General features: G+C 35.4%; 17 protein-coding genes. 11 read left to right on the forward strand and 6 right to left on the reverse strand.

All coding sequences use genetic code 11. The features are described 5' to 3' along the window. Positions 1-79: 79 nt before the first annotated feature. The 4 genes from NMU02_RS08920 (at position 80) to NMU02_RS08935 (ending at position 2,464) form a co-directional block, all read left to right on the forward strand. The gene (locus tag NMU02_RS08920) at positions 80-457 is read left to right on the forward strand and encodes a TraR/DksA family transcriptional regulator (protein ID WP_255027475.1); all 378 of its coding nucleotides are present in this window, start codon (positions 80-82) and stop codon (positions 455-457) included. A gap of 147 nt (positions 458-604) precedes the next feature. Then, on the forward strand, positions 605-1,234 hold the full coding sequence (locus tag NMU02_RS08925) for a lipoprotein signal peptidase (RefSeq protein WP_255027476.1): 630 nt from the start codon (positions 605-607) through the stop codon (positions 1,232-1,234). A gap of 12 nt (positions 1,235-1,246) precedes the next feature. Then, on the forward strand, positions 1,247-2,071 hold the full coding sequence (locus NMU02_RS08930; protein WP_255027477.1) for a DUF4296 domain-containing protein: 825 nt from the start codon (positions 1,247-1,249) through the stop codon (positions 2,069-2,071). Positions 2,072-2,083: 12 nt separating this feature from the next. Then, positions 2,084-2,464, forward strand: coding sequence for a hypothetical protein (locus NMU02_RS08935; protein WP_255027478.1), 381 nt, complete (start codon positions 2,084-2,086; stop codon positions 2,462-2,464). Between the two features lies 1 nt (position 2,465). On the opposite strand, the gene NMU02_RS08940 is transcribed toward NMU02_RS08935, so the two are convergent. Beyond that, entirely contained in the window at positions 2,466-3,218 is a 753-nt protein-coding gene (locus tag NMU02_RS08940) for an RNA methyltransferase (protein WP_255027479.1), read from the reverse strand. A gap of 132 nt (positions 3,219-3,350) precedes the next feature. Here NMU02_RS08940 and nfo point away from each other — a divergent pair, with 132 nt between their 5' ends. Continuing rightward, on the forward strand, positions 3,351-4,193 hold the full coding sequence (nfo, locus tag NMU02_RS08945) for a deoxyribonuclease IV (protein ID WP_255027480.1): 843 nt from the start codon (positions 3,351-3,353) through the stop codon (positions 4,191-4,193). A gap of 58 nt (positions 4,194-4,251) precedes the next feature. Further along, positions 4,252-5,274 carry a threonine aldolase family protein gene (locus tag NMU02_RS08950; protein WP_255027481.1) on the forward strand — a complete coding sequence of 341 codons (1,023 nt, stop codon included), beginning with the start codon at positions 4,252-4,254 and terminating at the stop codon, positions 5,272-5,274. 146 nt (positions 5,275-5,420) lie between these two features. Here the strand turns inward: NMU02_RS08950 and NMU02_RS08955 are convergent, their stop codons facing one another. Further along, positions 5,421-8,093 (reverse strand): 4-alpha-glucanotransferase, encoded by a 2,673-nt coding sequence (locus NMU02_RS08955; RefSeq protein ID WP_255027483.1) that lies wholly within the window; start codon positions 8,091-8,093, stop codon positions 5,421-5,423. Positions 8,094-8,282: 189 nt separating this feature from the next. Next, on the reverse strand, positions 8,283-10,811 hold the full coding sequence (locus NMU02_RS08960; protein ID WP_255027485.1) for an adenosylcobalamin-dependent ribonucleoside-diphosphate reductase: 2,529 nt from the start codon (positions 10,809-10,811) through the stop codon (positions 8,283-8,285). Between the two features lie 364 nt (positions 10,812-11,175). On the opposite strand from NMU02_RS08960, the gene NMU02_RS08965 reads away from it, so the two are divergent. Further along, a complete protein-coding gene (locus NMU02_RS08965; protein WP_290427130.1) occupies positions 11,176-11,922 on the forward strand; it encodes a nitroreductase family protein in 747 nt (248 codons plus the stop codon). Between the two features lie 58 nt (positions 11,923-11,980). Here the strand turns inward: NMU02_RS08965 and dnaA are convergent, their stop codons facing one another. The 3 genes from dnaA to NMU02_RS08980 all read right to left on the reverse strand — a co-directional run bounded on the left by dnaA (position 11,981) and on the right by NMU02_RS08980 (position 15,754). After that, complete coding sequence (dnaA, locus tag NMU02_RS08970; RefSeq protein WP_255027486.1) at positions 11,981-13,378, reverse strand: chromosomal replication initiator protein DnaA; 1,398 nt, start codon at positions 13,376-13,378, stop codon at positions 11,981-11,983. 339 nt (positions 13,379-13,717) lie between these two features. Continuing rightward, positions 13,718-14,614 carry an MlaD family protein gene (locus NMU02_RS08975; RefSeq protein WP_255027487.1) on the reverse strand — a complete coding sequence of 299 codons (897 nt, stop codon included), beginning with the start codon at positions 14,612-14,614 and terminating at the stop codon, positions 13,718-13,720. Between the two features lie 12 nt (positions 14,615-14,626). After that, positions 14,627-15,754, reverse strand: coding sequence for an N-acetylmuramoyl-L-alanine amidase family protein (locus NMU02_RS08980; RefSeq protein ID WP_255027488.1), 1,128 nt, complete (start codon positions 15,752-15,754; stop codon positions 14,627-14,629). A 244-nt stretch (positions 15,755-15,998) separates the two neighbouring features. Between NMU02_RS08980 and gldB the strand changes: the two genes are divergently transcribed. The 4 genes from gldB to NMU02_RS09000 are packed head-to-tail and all read left to right on the forward strand — an operon-like array spanning position 15,999 to position 18,747. Next, complete coding sequence (gene gldB / locus NMU02_RS08985; protein WP_255027489.1) at positions 15,999-16,994, forward strand: gliding motility lipoprotein GldB; 996 nt, start codon at positions 15,999-16,001, stop codon at positions 16,992-16,994. Positions 16,995-17,021: 27 nt separating this feature from the next. Continuing rightward, positions 17,022-17,765, forward strand: coding sequence for a shikimate dehydrogenase family protein (locus NMU02_RS08990; RefSeq protein ID WP_255027490.1), 744 nt, complete (start codon positions 17,022-17,024; stop codon positions 17,763-17,765). A 57-nt stretch (positions 17,766-17,822) separates the two neighbouring features. After that, positions 17,823-18,593, forward strand: coding sequence for a YaaA family protein (locus tag NMU02_RS08995; protein WP_255027491.1), 771 nt, complete (start codon positions 17,823-17,825; stop codon positions 18,591-18,593). Positions 18,594-18,603: 10 nt separating this feature from the next. Then, the gene (locus NMU02_RS09000; RefSeq protein WP_255027492.1) at positions 18,604-18,747 is read left to right on the forward strand and encodes a hypothetical protein; all 144 of its coding nucleotides are present in this window, start codon (positions 18,604-18,606) and stop codon (positions 18,745-18,747) included. Positions 18,748-18,929: the final 182 nt, after the last annotated feature.

Raw genomic sequence — 18,929 nt, forward strand, 5'->3', positions numbered from 1 at the left:
CAGCGAACAACCTATTGGTTTCTATGTTATAGATTAAAATAACAGACTTGAATATTGCTTAACCAAAAACTGTAAAATTATGAGTACGAAAACACGATATTCAGATGCAGAATTAGACGAGTTTCGGGAAATAATCCGCGAAAAACTCGAAAAAGCGTATAGAGATTATGACTTGCTGAAAGCGGCCATCATGAATACCGATGGAAACGATACCTCAGACACATCTCCTACGTTTAAAGTATTGGAAGAAGGAGCCGCGACTCTTTCAAAAGAAGAGGCCGGACAGTTGGCTCAACGCCAAATGAAGTTTATACAACATTTGCAAGCGGCAATGGTCAGAATCGAAAATAAAACATACGGTATCTGTCGGGAAACCGGAGAACTGATACCCAAAGAACGACTAAGAGCAGTTCCGCATGCAACACTAAGTATCGATGCTAAAAAAGGACATAAATAAATTTCGTATCAAAACAAAAATATTTATATGAAAAAAGACAATCCGATGTTTTAATCAGGGGCTTTTGTGTACCTGGAGATATCGGATTGTTTTTTCATAGGTAATTAATTGACAGGTCATATACCCGATCATTTCGATAATAAAACAATGAAACTTACAAAAGGACAAATCTCGGTAATAGTGATATTATTGGTATTGCTTATAGATCAAATTACCAAATTTTGGGTAAAAACCCACATGTATTTAGGACAAGATATACGCGTTACCGACTGGTTTTACATATTATTCGTAGAAAACAACGGAATGGCTTTCGGAATAGAGATTATCAGTAAGCTTTTTTTAAGTGTATTCCGTATTCTGGCTGTAGGCTTCATTAGCTATTATTTATTTAAACTGGTAAAAAAAGAAGTCAAAACCGGATATGTAATCTGTGTAGCGCTTATTTTAGCAGGAGCCGCAGGTAATATTATCGATAGTATCTTTTACGGTGTAATTTTCGATAACCCTCCTGCCCCGTTTATAGCAACTTTTCTTCCCGAAGGAGGCGGCTACGGAACTTTATTCCACGGTAAAGTGGTTGATATGTTATATTTCCCCTTATTTCGTTTTTATTGGCCCGATTGGATCCCATTTGTGGGTGGAGACTCATTTGAATTTTTCCGTCCGGTATTCAATATCGCCGATTCGGCAATCTCGATAGGTGTTATCCTGGTTTTATTATTTTACAGAAAATACTTGTCGAGTGAAGACCATAATAAAAAACACATAACTGAATAAATAAATTTCGTGATGAAAACGTCTTTCCATATAATGTTTTTTTCATTGTTTATCCTGATTGCATTTTCAGCTTGTGACAGAACCCCTGATGGAGTTCTCTCTCCTAAAAAAATGGAAGATCTATTGGTAGACGTACATAAATCAGAAGGACTTATAGATATAAATTATTCACAATATAATACCGAGGAACAGAAAAAAGCATTACGAGAATCTATATTACAAAAGCATAATACGACACAAGCGCAATTCGACACTTCTCTTATGTGGTATGGTCATCATCTGGATGCATATATAAAAGTATATGAGAATGTAATACAACGATTAAAAAAACAAGAAGAACAAGTAAATACTCTTTTGGCCAACGAGAATACCCAGCCCATGTCACGTCCGGGTGACAGCGTAAATATATGGAAAAGACCATCTAAATTTATATTCGAACCTCAGTATGCAAAGCAAGTATTTGCATTTGACATCAAATCTGATGAAAATTTTCGGGAAAGAGATATATTTACTTTTAAATTCAACTTCGGAATGCTTCCTATTAACACAACCGATTTACCGAAAGCGATACTGGCATTAAAATACAAAGATCAGTCTGTTAAATATACTTCAGCCAATATTAGTTTCGATGGGAATTATTCTTTAAGTATTTCAGGAGATTCGGCTCGCAAAATAGATAAAATATTCGGAAGTATTATGGTCCCATCACAACCGGAAAATACACGCATGTACATAAATAATTTATCTCTTTTACGCAGTAGATATAAAAAACCGAAAATACAGAAACCTGTCGATACCCACAATGATTCTATCGCAACTTCTACCGGAAATAAATAACTACCGATAAAAATGAAAAAAGGCTATTTTTCTCACCAACTATGTTATAACGGAATATTATTGAACAAACATATTCTTTATATAGAGAATCGAAAAATAGTTTCTGCACTCCCATTTCAACGGGAAATTTCATTAACTACTTTTTGTGAAGGAATACTAATCGCTACAAAAGAAGGATTTTGCGAAAAATTGAAAGCATTCGAAAAAACATTGGAAATACAATTACAGGAAAATAAATTATTATCTGCTGGGAATGCAATAGTTTTCAACCCTCTATACAATGATTATATTGCCAGAGAAGGAGATAATTGCGAACTATACTCTCTTATTTCGATAAATTGGATGACTTACCGGTTATCCCAGGACAAACTCGATATTATACGTATCTTATAATTTACATTTGCCTTCTTCTAAATTCGGCGCATACAATAGCCGTCGCTACACCGACATTCAACGATTCAGAAGTAATACGACCATAAGGATAATTAGGAATAAAAAGCTTATGAGTCATGTACATTTCAAGTTCATTCGATATTCCATTTCCTTCATTCCCCATTACTATCATTCCGTAAGACGATAATTTTTGAGAATAAATGTCGTTTCCATCGAGAAATGTACCATATACAGGTATTCCTTTTACTTTCTCAAACAAATCTTTCAACGGTAAATACAATACCTTTACCCGCGAGATGGCTCCCATAGTTGCTTGTACAGTCTTCGGATTGTATATATCTGCACACTCGGGAGAGCAAAATATATATTCTATTCCATACCAGTCGGCAAGTCGTACGATAGTACCCAAATTACCAGGATCTTGTATAGTATCTAATACGAGGGATAACGATTCTTTGACCCCATCGAAATCTAATGAATGGCTGGGGATACGATATACTGCAATAACATCTTGAGGAGAACGCAAAAGAGATGCCTTTTCGATATCATTCTTATCGGCAACGACAATCTCATTCGCTTTAATTTTTTGATGTGTAGCCAACCAATCTTGCGTAGCCACCAAAAGTTCACAATCGAATAACCCAATCGTATCATTTACAAGCCGATTACCTTCAGCAACAAAACAACCGGTTTGCATTCTTGCCTTTTTCTGTGCAAGAGACTGTATATATTTAATTTTATTCTTTCCAAGCATCCTATATCATTTTAATAACAAAGATAAATTATCTTTTCGATTTAAAGGTAATAAATACAATCGGGCTTTATCCAATCAGAATAAAAATGATTAGTTTTGTATCGGACAAATAAAAAGACAAAAATAAATATTATGAAATATATAGGTGCCCACGTAAGTATCTCGGGAGGAGTAGAAAATGCTCCTTTAAATGCAAAAGCTATCGGAGCAAAAGCTTTTGCTCTTTTCACCAAAAACCAACGTCAGTGGAAATCGGCTCCCTTATCTCCTAAAAATATAGAAATATTTAAAGAAAACTGCAAAAAATTCGATTTCTCCCCCGATTACATTTTGCCACATGACAGTTATCTGATAAATCTGGGGCATCCTGAGACAGAAGGATTAGAAAAATCGAGACTGGCATTTTTAGACGAAATGCAACGATGCGAACAATTAGGTCTTTCATTGCTTAATTTTCATCCGGGAAGCCATTTAAACGCTATTTCCCTCGAAACTTGTCTCAACCGAATTGCCGATTCTATAAATATTGCTTTAAACAAAACTTCGGGAGTAACAGCCGTAATCGAAAATACTGCAGGACAAGGAAGTAATGTAGGTTTCGCATTTGAACATCTCGCCCATATTATCGATAAAGTGGAAGATAAAACACGTATTGGCGTATGTATAGATACTTGCCACGCTTTTGCCGGAGGATATGATATATCTACACCAGAAGGATATAATAAAACGTTCGATAGATTCGATTCGATCATCGGATTTCATTTCCTAAAAGGAATACATCTGAATGATTCTAAAAAAGAGGTCGGATCTCATGTCGACCGACATGAATCTTTAGGTAAAGGAGAACTGGGAAAAGAAGTTTTTAGTACGATGATGAAAGACTCTCGTTTCGACAACATACCGATAATCCTAGAAACTCCCGATGAAACTTTATGGCCCCAAGAAATAGAATGGTTATACAGTCAAACAAAATAAAATATAAAAAGAGACACTTAAAAGCAATGTCTCTTATCTTTAAAAATATGATATATAAATGAGAAGTTTTGCCAGTGATAACAATTCGGGAATACATCCCGAAATTATGAAAGCTATAGAATCGGCTAATAAAGATCATGCGGCCGGTTATGGAGATGATAAATGGACAACTAAAGCCACCGCTCTCATAAAAAACGCTTTTGGACCAACAGCCGATCCTTATTTCGTGTTTAACGGAACAGGGGCCAACACTGTCGCCCTAAGAGCCTGTACACAAACCTATCATGCTATTATTGGGGCAGAATCGGCACATATTTTTATGGATGAATGCGGTGCACCTGTTTTTCAAACAGGTTGCCAAATAATAGAAATACCAACTCAAGATGGAAAACTCACTCCTGAACTGATTTATTCAAAGCTTAACGGATTCGGTGAAGTACATCATTCCCAGCCCAAAGTCGTATATATTTCTGAATGTACCGAATTCGGAACCGTATATACTCCTAAAGAAATAAATGCAATAGCCGATTTGATACATCCGTATGGCATGTATCTACATGTCGACGGAGCCCGATTATCAAACGCTGCTGTTTCTTTGAATCTTTCCTTCAAAGAACTTATTACCGATTGTGGCGTAGATATACTTAGTTTCGGAGGTACTAAGAATGGAATGATGATGGGGGAAGCCGTCATCTCTTTTCGTCCTGAATTATCAGAAGGATTAAAATTTATACGTAAACAATCCTGCCAACTATATTCTAAAATGAGATATACGACCTGCCAGTTCATTCCCTTTTTCGAAAGTAACTTATGGAAAAAAAACGCTCGTCATGCTAATAATATGGCTCGTTTACTGGTTGAAGGTATAAATGATATCGGAAAATTTATTTTTACCCAAAAAACTGAAGCAAATGTTATATTGGTAAAAATGGACCGACAATTGATAGAGGAATTACAGAAAAAATATAATTTCTATATTTGGAACGAAAATAACAATGAAATCAGGCTGGTAACCTCATTCGATACCACAGAAGAAGATATCTATAAATTTTTGAAAGATTTAAAAGAACTATCCAAATAATTAATGTTACAATTAAAAATAGCCAGCGGCACGTATTAGGTCCGCTGACTGTTTTTATCTGATAAATATTGAATTCCGTCCAACACCAAATGTCTATCCAACGATATTATCACATTTAATCTATATAAAAAATGTCTATAGTTTCTTTATCGGGAAAAATATATTATTTTTCTCTTTAATCTATTATTAAACTCCTGCGCATTTATTAGATCTTCAATCGTAAGGTGCATACGGTAACGCCAGTAGTGTCGTGGATTTGCAGGTATATTTATACGCTCTTCTGTTGGATTCTCCCTACGCAAATCACTATCTACTGATAACCAATCCTGCAAAGGAAGAATAACGAGCATCGACGGTGACTGCAATTGCATATCAATTATTTTATCACAAATCCAGGGCTCGCAATAAAACGGAGCCTCGCCGGGTAATTGTAAAATCTCATTATAAAACCGTTGTGTACGCCCACGGTCCTCTTCCCACCAAGCTCTGATATTACTCATATCGTGGGTAGAAGTCGTACATACCGATAAATACGGATAATTCCAAGTATTTGCAAACTCATGGGAATTATCTTTAGGCATACGCTGTATCTCTAAAGAAAGTATCTGTAAAGCCTGCATAACTTCGGGAACGCTATGTGGAATCATCCCCAAATCTTCTCCACAAGGCAACATTTGAGTAGCAGAAATAAGGGGTGGCAATTTTTTCATTGCTTCATGCTTCCAAAATTCATTATGCCTATGATAAAAGAACTCATTATACAATCGGTCATAACACCATTTTTCATAATCTGACAAGTCTTTATAGCTATAGGTATATTGTGAAGAGATACGGGGATGAAACTGATTTTTACGTATAGGATCTTCAACAAACAAAACTTCGGCAACTAAACCAAAAAGCGCTGCCTTTATCTTCAAGCTTTTTTCATCGGTTTTATCATGAAAATACTCTTCGATCTTTCTCTGCGTGTCGAATTCCGATTTTAACGAATAGCTTTCATTATGTGAAATAAGATACTCGTATTTAGCTTCTTCAACGTATTCACCGAAAAAATCGGGAAGCATATACTCCCGTATATAAGGTCTTGCATGTCGTAATAGATTAAAATAAAAACCGAACGACTGCATTTCTTCATAAGAATAAGGAAGTGCCGGATTGAAATGTCCCATAAGGCCCTCTACCTCGGACTGAGGAATTTCCCAAATACGGAAAAAGCCCAGAATATGATCGATCCGATAAGCGTCGAAATATTCAGACATCTTACAGAATCGCGCTTTCCACCAAGCATACCCGTCTCTTTCCATTTCATACCAGTTGTAGGTCGGAAATCCCCAATTTTGTCCTTTTACAGAAAAAGCATCAGGTGGAGCACCAGCTTGAGAATGCATATTAAACAACTCGGGATGCGACCATGCATCGGCACTACTCCGACTAATACCGATCGGAATATCCCCTTTTAATACAACTCTTTTTTTATGTGCATAATCTCGGGTTTCCTTTAACTGTTTCGCCAAATGGTACTGTACAAAATAATGATAGGCAATATCATAATAGTGTACATTACCGGGAGCGCAGAACTCCTCTATATCGGTTCTGTTATAAATAGAATATTCTTTCCAATATGTAAAATCAGAAGTATGATAATAATCCCTGAAATAACAGAAAGCAGCATAGGGTATTAACCATTCACAATTTTCTTTGAAGAACAATTTAAAATCATCCGACTGTAGTAATGCATCCCCGTCCTGCTTAAAAATCTCTTTTAAATATGCTTCCTTGGTCAAACTTACTCTTTCATAATCGATCTCGGAAAGAGCATTCAGTTCTTCTCTTATTTTCTCGAAACGAATCACAGAATCTTTATCTTTCAACCTTCCGACAGCTTCTACACGCAAATAATTGGGATGTAACGCAAACGTCGAATTTGCATTATATGGATAAGAATCTACCCAAGTATGTGTCATCGTGGTATCATTAACCGGTAATATCTGTATAAATTGCATCCCGGTATCGGCAGCCCAATCGACCATTTTCTGGAGATCGTAAAAATCACCTATTCCCATACTTTTCTCTGAACGAAGGGAAAATACTGGAATAGCGACACCCGATCCTTTCCATTTTGGAAAAGGATCATTCAACATCATACCCGTCTTAATCACACATTCGGTCTCACTGGGTTTCACCGTATCTACAAAACGATTGTCGCCTTCTTCCCAAGCAAGTAAAGAATGATTGTTTTTATCGAGAATCACAAACTTAAATTCATAGGGAAAATCAATTTCTTTTACCGGTATAGAAATCATCCATATAGGGTAGTGAGCATCATTGAGAACTCGTATTTTCTGTGTATTCCAACCGGAAGACCGGTCTATAACCCCCACAGCATTACCAGGTTGCACCATAGGTGCAAAAACATATAGAATCAACGTTCCCGGTTGATAAGGAGGCAAGTTCTCATTTTTGTCCTGTCTTGCAAAAATACCATGAACAAATGCCGATGAAAAAAAGGATTTATTATCAGGTTGTCGGCTCCATGAATCATAAACAACACACTTACCCACTTTATTGCCAGGACTTAATAATCTACTTTTCCCCCACTCCACATCATAAACTCGGTCATACTCTTTTACTAAGTAGCGATATTCAACCGGTAAATCTCCCACAGACGTTTCCAGTTCATAAGTCCACTTACCATTTCCATTATACCGCATGGCAACAGCCTCTTCCTCTTTAAATTCGCCTAAAGACGGTAAATTTCCTGAAATATACAGTATCTGTCCCCAAAAAGTATGATATTCGATATTAAAAATAATTTTCATAACGGGTATTTTTATTGATTATAACACTATACTTTCTTCAGCGGTTATAGTTTATACCATGAAGATACGATTTTTTCAAACTTTTAATTACAAAAACAAATTAAATAATCTGACATTTTCGTTCCCTTCAAACAAAAAAAGGCGAACATTGGTTCGCCTTTTCCATATTATGAACAGTTGTTCTTAAAATTATCCACATTTCGAAGTACCGCAAGATGTACATATCAGACATCCTTCCTGATATATAAGAGTTTCCTGCCCACAATTAGGACACTTTTGTCCGCTAGCTTTGGTACCGTTAGGAAGATATTTTTTCAACGCTCTCTCAACCCCATTTTTCCAAGTATTAATAGACTGACTATCAAGTTCGAGACCAGAAACAAGTTTCAGTACTTGATCAATAGGCATCCCATATCTTAATACTCCCGAAATGAGTTTAGCATAATTCCAGTATTCAGGATTAAATTTATCAGACAAACCTTCGATTGTCGTTTTATATCCTCTCTTATTAATAAACTGAAAATCATACCGTTTATTTCCATCTTCATCTACAGCTTTTATGATTTTCCCCTTTACGATATTCTTGGGAATCAAGATTCCATCCTCATCATCGGCCAAACCGGTAAATATTTCATAAGGATTTCCGTCTTTCAATCCGATAAAAGCAATCCATTTTTCTTTATTATTCTGAAAACGTACGACGTCAGCTTCAAGTTCTGTCGGGCGTTTAGGATCGATATGTACGATATTTCCATCTTTTTTATCATCGCTTTTCGCAGAAATCAATACCCCCGAACGTGATCCGTCGCGATATACCGTGCAACCTTTACAACCGCACTTCCATGCCTCGACATATAATTTTCCGACAAGCTCTTCGGTTACGTCTGACGGTAAATTAATCGTAACACTGATAGAATGATCTACCCATTTCTGTACACGACCTTGCATCTTGACTTTCTGCATCCAATCTACATCATTTGAGGTCGCCTTATAATATGGTGATTTCGATACTAATTCATCGATTTCATCTTGAGTATAATTATTTTTTATTTCATATCCCTGGGTTTTCATCCAGGTAACGAATTTATGATGAAATACCACGTATTCTTCAAAAGCATCTCCCGATTCATCGACAAAATCGACTCTCACTTTAGGATCATTCGGATTTACTTTACGACGACGACGATACACTGGCATAAATACGGGTTCGATACCAGAAGTAGTTTGAGTCATCAAACTTGTCGTACCGGTAGGCGCAATCGTAAGGCAAGCTATATTACGCCGCCCGTATTTCACCATATCCTCATATAACTGGGGATCGGCCTCTTTTATCCGCAGCATAAAAGGATTATTTTTTTCTCTTGCAGCATCGTATATTTCAAAAGCGCCTCGTTCTTTAGCCATTTCTACAGAAGAACGATAAGCCGCTAAAGCCAATGATTTATGCACAAATTCAGAAAAATCGGATGCCTTTTCGGTCCCATACTGTAAACCTAATGCCGCCAGCATATCTCCTTCAGCTGTCGTTCCTACACCGGTACGCCGTCCCATCAATGTTTTAGTTCTTATTTTCTCCCATAAATACCGCTCAGTCTGTTTAACCTCCTCAATTTCGGGATCAGAACCAATTTTTTCAAGAATCTTATCGATCTTCTCCATTTCGAGATCAATTATATCATCCATAATCCGTTGTGCAAGTATTACATGTTCACGGAATAAATCGAAATCGAAATATGCATCTTTTGTAAATGGCTTAACTACATAGGAATAAAGATTTATCGCCAACAAACGACAACTATCATAAGGGCACAAAGGAATTTCGCCACAAGGATTGGTTGAAACCGTACGGAAACCTAAATCATCATAGCAATCAGGTAGAGATTCCCGAATGATCGTGTCCCAGAAAAGAACCCCGGGTTCAGCCGATTTCCATGCATTATGTACGATTTTTTTCCATATCTTCTGGGCATCTACACTCTTGGTAACCTTCGGATTTTTAGCATTTACCGGGTATTGTTGTAAAAAAGGTTCTCCCGATACCGCCGCTTTCATAAAATCATCACTGATTTTCACAGAAACATTGGCACCGGTCACTTTTCCTTCAGCCATTTTAGCATCGATAAATGCTTCAGAATCAGGATGTTTTATAGAGACACTTAACATTAAAGCACCTCTACGGCCATCTTGCGCCACCTCCCTTGTAGAATTGGAATATCTTTCCATAAAAGGAACAAGGCCCGTTGAAGTAAGTGCGGAATTTTTTACCGGAGTACCCTTAGGACGAATATGTGAAAGGTCATGACCTACGCCCCCCCTTCTTTTCATCAATTGTACCTGTTCTTCATCGATCTTAATAATACCACCATACGAATCGGCAGAACCATCCATCCCGATAACAAAACAATTCGATAAAGAACCGATCTGAAAATTATTTCCTATACCGCTCATCGGGCTTCCCTGAGGAACAACATATTGAAAATTCTCAAAGAGACTCATAAGCTTTTCCTCGGACAAAGGATTTTTATATTTTTCCTCTATCCGGGCAATTTCTTTTGCCAGTCTCCGGTGCATATCACCGGGATTCAATTCATAAATATGTCCGAAAGAATCTTTCAAAGCATATTTATTTACCCACACACGTGCTGCTAATTCATCTCCGTCAAAATATTTCAAAGATGATTCGAAAGCCTCGTCATAAGTATAAATTTTTTGTTCCACAGTAAAATATAAGTTTTTGTGTTTTTAAATTTAATAAAATAAAATGGTATTCGATCTTGATTAAAAAATTTGATTTTGCAAGTTTAGACAAAACATTTTGTTTACACAAACAAATAACAAAATATTTATCAACAATCACAAAGTTATCCGGTTTAAAACACTATATTATTATATATCAAATAATTAACAAAATAAAAAATCAAAAATGTTTTACTTTTTAATTTTTCAATAAAACTTTTACACAAATAGAACGGATACATTACAAGTGTAATAAAAAAGGATTAAAAAAAAATATGAAAGAACGAATTATTTAAACGATAATAGATATAACAGAATATGATTATATTTGTAATAAAAAAGGACTATGATAACCGAAGATTTGAAAATGCGCCGTACCATTCGGAAATATAAAAATGAAGAAATTCCTGAAGGGTTATTAAACGAATTACTGGAAACTGCTTTCAGAACATCCACTACTGGAAATATGCAGCTTTACAGCGTAATCATTACTCGAGACAATGATAACAAGCAAAAACTGGCTCCTGCTCATTTCAACCAGCCAACAGTTACAACAGCTCCGGTAGTACTTACGTTCTGTGCAGATTTCAACCGTTTTATAAAATGGTGTGAACTACGCAATGCAAAGCCTGGTTATGATAATTTTCAATCTTTCTTTACGGCTGCAATCGATGCGATGATTGTCGCTCAACAATTTTGTACTGCGGCGGAATTATGCGGTTTGGGAATCTGCTATTTAGGGACGACCACTTATAACGCACCACAAATTATCGAAGTTTTAAACCTTCCGAAATATGTCATACCTGTAACCACTATTACTGTAGGCTATCCAGAGATTATTCCTCCACAAGTAGAAAGATTGCCTTTAGAAGCAAATATACATTACGAGACATACAAAGATTATACTCCTGAAGATATCGATCGTTTATATTATGAAAAAGAATCATTATCTGAAAACCGACAATTCATTACCGAAAATAACAAGGAAACATTAGCGCAGGTATTTACAGATGTAAGATATCCTAAAGCTAATAACGAACACTTTTCTGAAGTTTTCCTCGATATTATAAAAAAACAAGGATTTAAATTCTGAAAATAATAAAAAGGCCGGGATCTTGGATCCCGGCCTTTTTATTATTTTCAGCTATATCTCATTTTTTCAACAACTCTTCTATTTCCGCAACATTAGCTCGTAAAGCTTTGTCGATGCCAATCTGCTCACTTATGGTTTTACAAGCATGTAACACAGTAGCATGATCTCTTTTACCAATTGTGGTACCTATATATGATAAAGAACTATCGGTATATTTTTTTGCAAGATACATAGATATTTGACGAGCTTGCACAATTTCACGTTTACGAGACTTTGCTTGAAGTAATTTCGGGTCCATATCATAAAAGTCACAAACCGTTTGCTTTATACTTTCTATCGTAATTTGTTTCTTCTCTACTTGCACGCAAGTACTTAACACTCTTTCAGCCAAATCGATCGTAATATCACGATTAAATATAGTAGCATGAGCCATTAATGATACGATGACACCCTCAAGATCTCGAACATTGTCGGTTATATTGCGAGATATATATTCTATCACTTCATCGGGAATTGCTAATCCATCATGACGAACTTTATTTAATAATATATTCTTACGCAATTCATAATCAGGGCGCTCTACCTTAGCCGTCAATCCCCACTTAAAACGGGTAAGTAATCGGGGAACCATACCCTCTAATGATACGGGAGGCCTATCGGAAGTAAGTACCAACTGCTTATTATTTTGATGCAGGTGATTAAATATATGGAAAAAAGTATTTTGAGTCTGTATTTTATTGGCCAGTTCCTGAATATCGTCTATCAACAACACATCTATGCTCTGATAGAAATTTATAAAATCATTGACTTTATGATTCAGAACGGCATTTGTATACTGCACCTGAAAAAGATGAGAAGAAATATACAATACGCGAGCCGACGGATTACGCTCTTTAATACGTACCCCTATCGCTTGCACCAAATGAGTTTTACCTACACCTGATTCACCAAAAAGAAAGAACGGATTAAATGCATTTTTACCGGGCTTATCAGCAATGGTTTCTCCTGCCGTACGGGCTAACTGATTGCTGGGACTCAAACAATAATTTTCAAAATTATAATTCGGATTTAACTGAGAATCGAGTTCTTCGTAAACATGTTGCTTAAAAGGATCGGGAACTTCTTCGGCCGGTTTCATTTTCTTATGGTCAAAATTCAACGGCTTGGCCGCCCCATCGATCTGTACCGTAGTTTGTGTTTTACTTACAACAGTAACTTTATATTTCAATTGTACTCCAGGGCCAAAAACACGATATAACACATGTAGCAACAAATTACGGAATTGTTGCTCCAGATGTTCATAGAAAAAGTGAGTAGGTACCTGTATTACAAATACATTATTTTCGAAACTATCCGGAACGATGGGAACAAACCAATTTTTGTACATCTCATCCGTTACATTGTCTTTAATAATGCTCAAACAGCGGTCCCACAAAGTGACATGATCAGAACTCATTTTATCAATTCAAATTTTTCAATCAAAACCAAAACGATTACAAAATTTCAAATTCTTTTTCTGAAAAACAAATCGTTTTTTTCTTGTTTTTTTTATTGTTTTATTAATCCTTTATATTACAAGCATTTATAAAGCTCTTCCTTTTTTAAATATAAAACCACTAATTATAGCAAATATCTATCTAAATATCAATAAAATACATATTTATCATTTTCCAAATAAGAAAAGGCTTCTTTATCGAAAAATGAATATAAACACCACAATTCAAAACGATTTTGAATGTATTCTTTAAGTAACGCTATTTTTTCTATTATTTAGAACGATTTCAAATAATAATCATCAATTCTTTCGACCGAACAAAGAAAAATGCACATAACGTTTCGGATGCAAACGCAAATCGTTCAATAATGAATCTGCGCTGTTTACAGTAGTCACCAAACCCTTATACAACGACTTGTCATTTAACAGAAGTCCCATAGTATTATCAGTACGATTCAGTTTTTGCGTTATAGTATTCAGGTTTTGTATGGTAGAATCTACCGACGCTTTTGTATCGGCAAGTTTAAGTTCTCCCAATTGCACTGAAAAATCATTCAAGTTATGCGCAACCCCTTTAACGTCGTTCATTAAACTTGGAACATCATTGTCGAGTACATAGTTTATTTTACGAGATGATACTTCGAGATTTGCAGTAATATTATTAAAATGACGTATCGATGACTGTAACGCAGGATCTGACACCAGAGTCTGAAGGTTGGTAAGAATACTGTCTATCTTCGGCAACATCTGCGTTAGAGCCGGTAATACCTCATTCTGTATATTTCCCAGCATATCCGGAGCATTTTCACCGATCAAGCGATCTCCAGCCTTATGATTGCTGCTTACATATTTATTTAATAAAAGGTCTATTGTAGCTGTTCCTAAAAAATCGACTTTTAAAACAGCCCTACTTCCGGTAGGCACTTTTAATTTATTATCGAGGCTTATCTCTACGATTACCGAACCTGGATTCTCATAATTATATTCTATAGAACGAACCAAACCAACCTTAAAACCATCTATAACAACAGGAGTAGATACGGTAAGTCCTGTTACATTTTTATATTCGATATAATAATAATTAGCAGGCTTCATTAAATTAATCCCCTTCAGAAAATTTATAATTACTACCAACATGGCAATACTCACAACTACTGAAAGCCCAATCATTACTTCTTTTGTAAATATCTTTTTCATATATACTAATTTCTATTTCAATTTTTCACCATCTTTAAATCCAACAATAAACGCATCTTTAAATAATTTACGCACCTCAGTCAACTTTTTCTGTAAATCATTCCGGTCTGAAGCTTCATAGCAAGTATATTTATAAAGGCCGTTTTCTTTATAACAACTTACAGGAGACAAGCCTTTATATCTGGAAGATTTTTTTCCATAATATGCAGTCGAAGTCATAAACTGTATCTTATACACAATTTGCCTCGTTTTGGTTTGTTCATCAGTATTATTTTGCGTTTTTTTCGTTCCTGAAACCGGTACGATATTCTTTCCTGCTGTTTCTTTATTATTTTTTGCGTTATCTGTTTTATTATATATCCGACCTTGTTTTCTATCATACCCTGCTTTATAATCACAAAAAGCATTATAGATAGAACGTGCTATTTTAGTTTGTCCTTCCTTCGACGCAAGGAATCGTTCTTCTGAAGCATTAGATATATATCCCACCTCAACTAAAACACTGGGCATTCCGGTATTACGCAGCACAAGAAATCCGGCTTGCCTTACCCCTCTGTCATTACGTCCGGCCGCACTTCTGAATTGTTTTTGTATTGTCGAAGCAAGATCGATACTTTGCTCCATATGTTTGTCCTGTATAAACTCAAACATTATATAAGATTCTGTCGATTTAGGATCAAATCCTTCATAGCGAGTAGAAAAATCGTCTTCGAGTAAAATAACAGAGTTCTCCCTTTTAGCTACTTCCAAATTTTCTTCAGACCGAGCCAAACCTAAAGTATAAGTTTCTGTACCAAATGCAGATTTACTTTTAGCAGAATTTGTATGTATCGAAATGAAAAGATCTGCTTTAGCACGGTTAGCTATTGACGCTCTTTCTTGTAGCTCGACAAAGACATCGGTTTTGCGAGTATAAACGATCTTCACATCAGGATTATTTTTGGAAATCATTTCTCCTAATTTCAGAGCTATACCCAAATTTACTTTTTTTTCATTAATTATCTTCCCGATGGCTCCAGGATCTTTTCCCCCGTGACCAGCATCGATAACAACGACAAACCTATTGCCATCAGCATATGACAGAAATGGAATAATAAGGAGGAAAACGGTAAGTAAATATATAAGCTTCTTTTTCTTCATTTGGAAATTAGATTATCGAATCCTCTGAACCTCAAAGTAATTATACGATGTCTATAGCCTCATAAGAAGTTATCTTTGCTCAAAAATAACATTCCGAATTAGTGACAAAGGTAAAAAATATGGTGAAAACTAAGCATAATCCTTTTAGTTTTTTTATTATATTAGTATTGTAAAGAGGAAAATAGACTTTTATCGGGCCATCTTACAGAAATATTCTTATTTTTGCATAAAGCAGATCATAAATATGAAATTTTATATGCAAATATTCGGATGTCTTATCGTTTTACTATTTAATTGTACCTCTCATAATAACGACAATTTAACTCCGTACAATATAGAACGCTTCGACATTGAATTTAAACAATCTTATTATACGAGAGATACCTGTCGTAAAAATGTCTTCAAAAAAAAATATGGCAATTTTATCGATATTTATTGTAATGGCGTACTTCGTATGGATATTTTCCCCGATAGCGTTTTCTCTTCTCATAAAACTGCACTTTTTTTTAATGACACGCTGATTTCTAAAATTTATGCAGATGTTGCAAAAAAATTTCAAAATATGGACGATATCGCTATAGAAATCAGTAAAACACAGAAAAAATATAAAAAAGAATTTCCCAATCACGATTTTCCCGATATATACACACACATTTCGGCTTTCAACCAATCATATATAGTCGGCGATAATTTAATCTCAATAGCTTTAGACAACTTTCTGGATAACGATTACCCTGAATATTCAAACTTTTTTGAACCGTATGAAATAAAAAATAAGAATAGAGTATATATTGTCCCCGGATTGATACAAGTATTACTTTATACTGAATTTCCTCAAACTATCGATAATAAAACGACATTACTCGATCGAATCATATACGAGGGTAAAATCTTATATGCTACCCAAAAATTACTTCCAGATACCCCATCTTCCATTATTACAGGGTATGACGAAGAGCAAACCAAATGGCTCGAAAATAACGAATCTCACATGTGGAAAACGATACTAAGCAAACAACATCTTTTTTCTACAGACCAATTGTTACAACACAAATATATAGACCCTGCCCCTTTTACCGCAACATTCACCCCTATATCGCCAGGTAGGGCCGGCAGGTGGATCGGATTACAAATTGTTACTCGTTTTATGAATAAAAATAGAAATATTTCTCTCGAAGAATTATTTTCAGAAAAGCATACCAGTAACGAAATATTAAAAAAATCAGGATATAAAGGTTGACAAATTAAATTATTAAGAGAAAGAGAAATGAAACAAATTTACGGCTTAATAGGATACCCTCTCGGGCATTCTTTTTCAAAAACATTTTTCAACGAAAAATTCCAGGCTGAAAAAAACGATGCAGAATATATAAATTTCGAAATATCCCGATTAAAATCATTTAAAGAAATAATAACCAGAGAAACTCGATTGCAGGGGATGAACGTTACGATACCCTATAAACAGGAAATTATCAAATATCTCGATGAACTCGATGAAACCGCACGCATGATAGGTGCTGTAAACGTAATTAAATTCATCCGAAAAAGCGGAAAATTAATTTTAAAAGGGTACAACTCTGATGTAATCGGTTTTACCGAATCAATAAGACCATTGCTAACACCTTTACATCATAACGCATTAATACTGGGAACCGGAGGTGCTTCGAAGGCTGTGTGGTACGGATTGGAATCGCTCGATGTGACACCAGCCTATGTTTCTCGCGATTCTGGAAAAGGGTTATATACTTATAATGAACTTTCGCCTGAAATTATGAACAAATATAAAGTCATTGTTAATACAACTCCTGTAGGAATGTATCCCAAAGTCAACGAATGTCCGGATATCCCCTATGACTATATTACACCCGAACATTTGTTTTATGATCTGATATATAATCCAGATGAAACGTTATTTATGAAAAAAGCAAAAGATAAAGGAGCTACCGTAAAAAACGGGCTCGAGATGTTACTGTTACAAGCATTTGCCGCCTGGAATATATGGAATGAATAAAAAATCCAAATAAACCATTTTGTACCAAAGCTGTTATTATATAAAAAAGCTGCGACGATGTTAACATTACTTTCACCTACACGAACAATGAATATGGAGGCAAGAATTCCCCCTGATTGTCCGCATGCAACAACTCCCCGTTTTATAAAAGAATCGGAAACTCTTATAAAAGGGTTACAAACATTCTCAGCCGGAGAGCTTGCCAGGATAATGCAAATCAATACATCCGTTGCAAACAAATTTTATCATATATATCAGCATTTCTATAATACCAACATACCCTCTTTACAGGCAGTTTTAGCATATAATGGAAATGTGTATAAGAAACTAAACGCTGAAAATTTTAATCGAGAAGATTTTATTTATGCACAAAATAAGGTGCGGATTATTTCCACACTGTTTGGATGGATTACTCCCATAGACGGAATTAAAGCCTATCGACTCATGTTCCGCATGCATATACCCGGAACCGGAGACGAAAATCTATATCAATTCTGGAGCCCTCGGTTAACATCGACATGCATTAACGAATTAAAAGATAATGGGAACATATTGATAAACCTTGCATCAGATGAAATATTTAAATCGCTTGATAAAAAAGCATTGATAAATGCTGGAATAAAAATTATATCACCCGTATTTAAAGACTATCGAGAGGGAAAGTTAAGATCTTATCAAATATACTCGAAACAAGCTCGAGGAAGTTTTGCACGCTATATCGTGAAAAATAAAATAACAGACCCTCAGGATCTGTTGTCATATCAGGAAGACGGTTACCATTATGATGCAAACCTTTCCTCTGAAACTCAATATATTTACACACGCTAATTATAAATACATGAAGAAAAAAGACATTTGGAAAATAATAGGAGTGATAATTCTTGTGGCACTCATGCTGTATTGGCTTTTTGCCGGAACCCTACTCGAAGAAGATGACAACGCAGCTATGCCTTCCGACCTCATAGAGCAAAGCGGAAACTAATTACCCTACATACATAGGTGCCAACCTGCATTTTTTGTCGAAGGAATTACAACTCACTTAAACATCAACCGTATTTAACATAAAATTAAAGGTAATAACATATCATAATAAGTATAAAAAAGATTAAGTGAAACGAACAATACGAGATAATTATTTGTTAGTTAGATAAAAAATAACGAAAT

The sequence above is a fragment of the Coprobacter tertius genome, from assembly GCF_024330105.1.
GTDB classification, from domain to species: Bacteria; Bacteroidota; Bacteroidia; order Bacteroidales; family Coprobacteraceae; genus Coprobacter; species Coprobacter tertius.

Excerpts from the sequence above, each read along its gene's own strand:
- NMU02_RS08920 (WP_255027475.1), top strand. The coding sequence starts at position 80 with ATGAGTACGAAAACACGATATTCAGATGCAGAATTAGACGAGTTTCGG.
- NMU02_RS08925 (WP_255027476.1), top strand. The coding sequence starts at position 605 with ATGAAACTTACAAAAGGACAAATCTCGGTAATAGTGATATTATTGGTA.
- NMU02_RS08930 (WP_255027477.1), top strand. The coding sequence starts at position 1,247 with ATGAAAACGTCTTTCCATATAATGTTTTTTTCATTGTTTATCCTGATT.
- NMU02_RS08935 (WP_255027478.1), top strand. The coding sequence starts at position 2,084 with ATGAAAAAAGGCTATTTTTCTCACCAACTATGTTATAACGGAATATTA.
- NMU02_RS08940 (WP_255027479.1), bottom strand. The coding sequence starts at position 3,218 with ATGCTTGGAAAGAATAAAATTAAATATATACAGTCTCTTGCACAGAAA.
- nfo (WP_255027480.1), top strand. The coding sequence starts at position 3,351 with ATGAAATATATAGGTGCCCACGTAAGTATCTCGGGAGGAGTAGAAAAT.
- NMU02_RS08950 (WP_255027481.1), top strand. The coding sequence starts at position 4,252 with ATGAGAAGTTTTGCCAGTGATAACAATTCGGGAATACATCCCGAAATT.
- NMU02_RS08955 (WP_255027483.1), bottom strand. The coding sequence starts at position 8,093 with ATGAAAATTATTTTTAATATCGAATATCATACTTTTTGGGGACAGATA.
- NMU02_RS08965 (WP_290427130.1), top strand. The coding sequence starts at position 11,176 with ATGATAACCGAAGATTTGAAAATGCGCCGTACCATTCGGAAATATAAA.
- dnaA (WP_255027486.1), bottom strand. The coding sequence starts at position 13,378 with ATGAGTTCTGATCATGTCACTTTGTGGGACCGCTGTTTGAGCATTATT.
- NMU02_RS08975 (WP_255027487.1), bottom strand. The coding sequence starts at position 14,614 with ATGAAAAAGATATTTACAAAAGAAGTAATGATTGGGCTTTCAGTAGTT.
- NMU02_RS08980 (WP_255027488.1), bottom strand. The coding sequence starts at position 15,754 with ATGAAGAAAAAGAAGCTTATATATTTACTTACCGTTTTCCTCCTTATT.
- gldB (WP_255027489.1), top strand. The coding sequence starts at position 15,999 with ATGAAATTTTATATGCAAATATTCGGATGTCTTATCGTTTTACTATTT.
- NMU02_RS08990 (WP_255027490.1), top strand. The coding sequence starts at position 17,022 with ATGAAACAAATTTACGGCTTAATAGGATACCCTCTCGGGCATTCTTTT.
- NMU02_RS08995 (WP_255027491.1), top strand. The coding sequence starts at position 17,823 with ATGTTAACATTACTTTCACCTACACGAACAATGAATATGGAGGCAAGA.
- NMU02_RS09000 (WP_255027492.1), top strand. The coding sequence starts at position 18,604 with ATGAAGAAAAAAGACATTTGGAAAATAATAGGAGTGATAATTCTTGTG.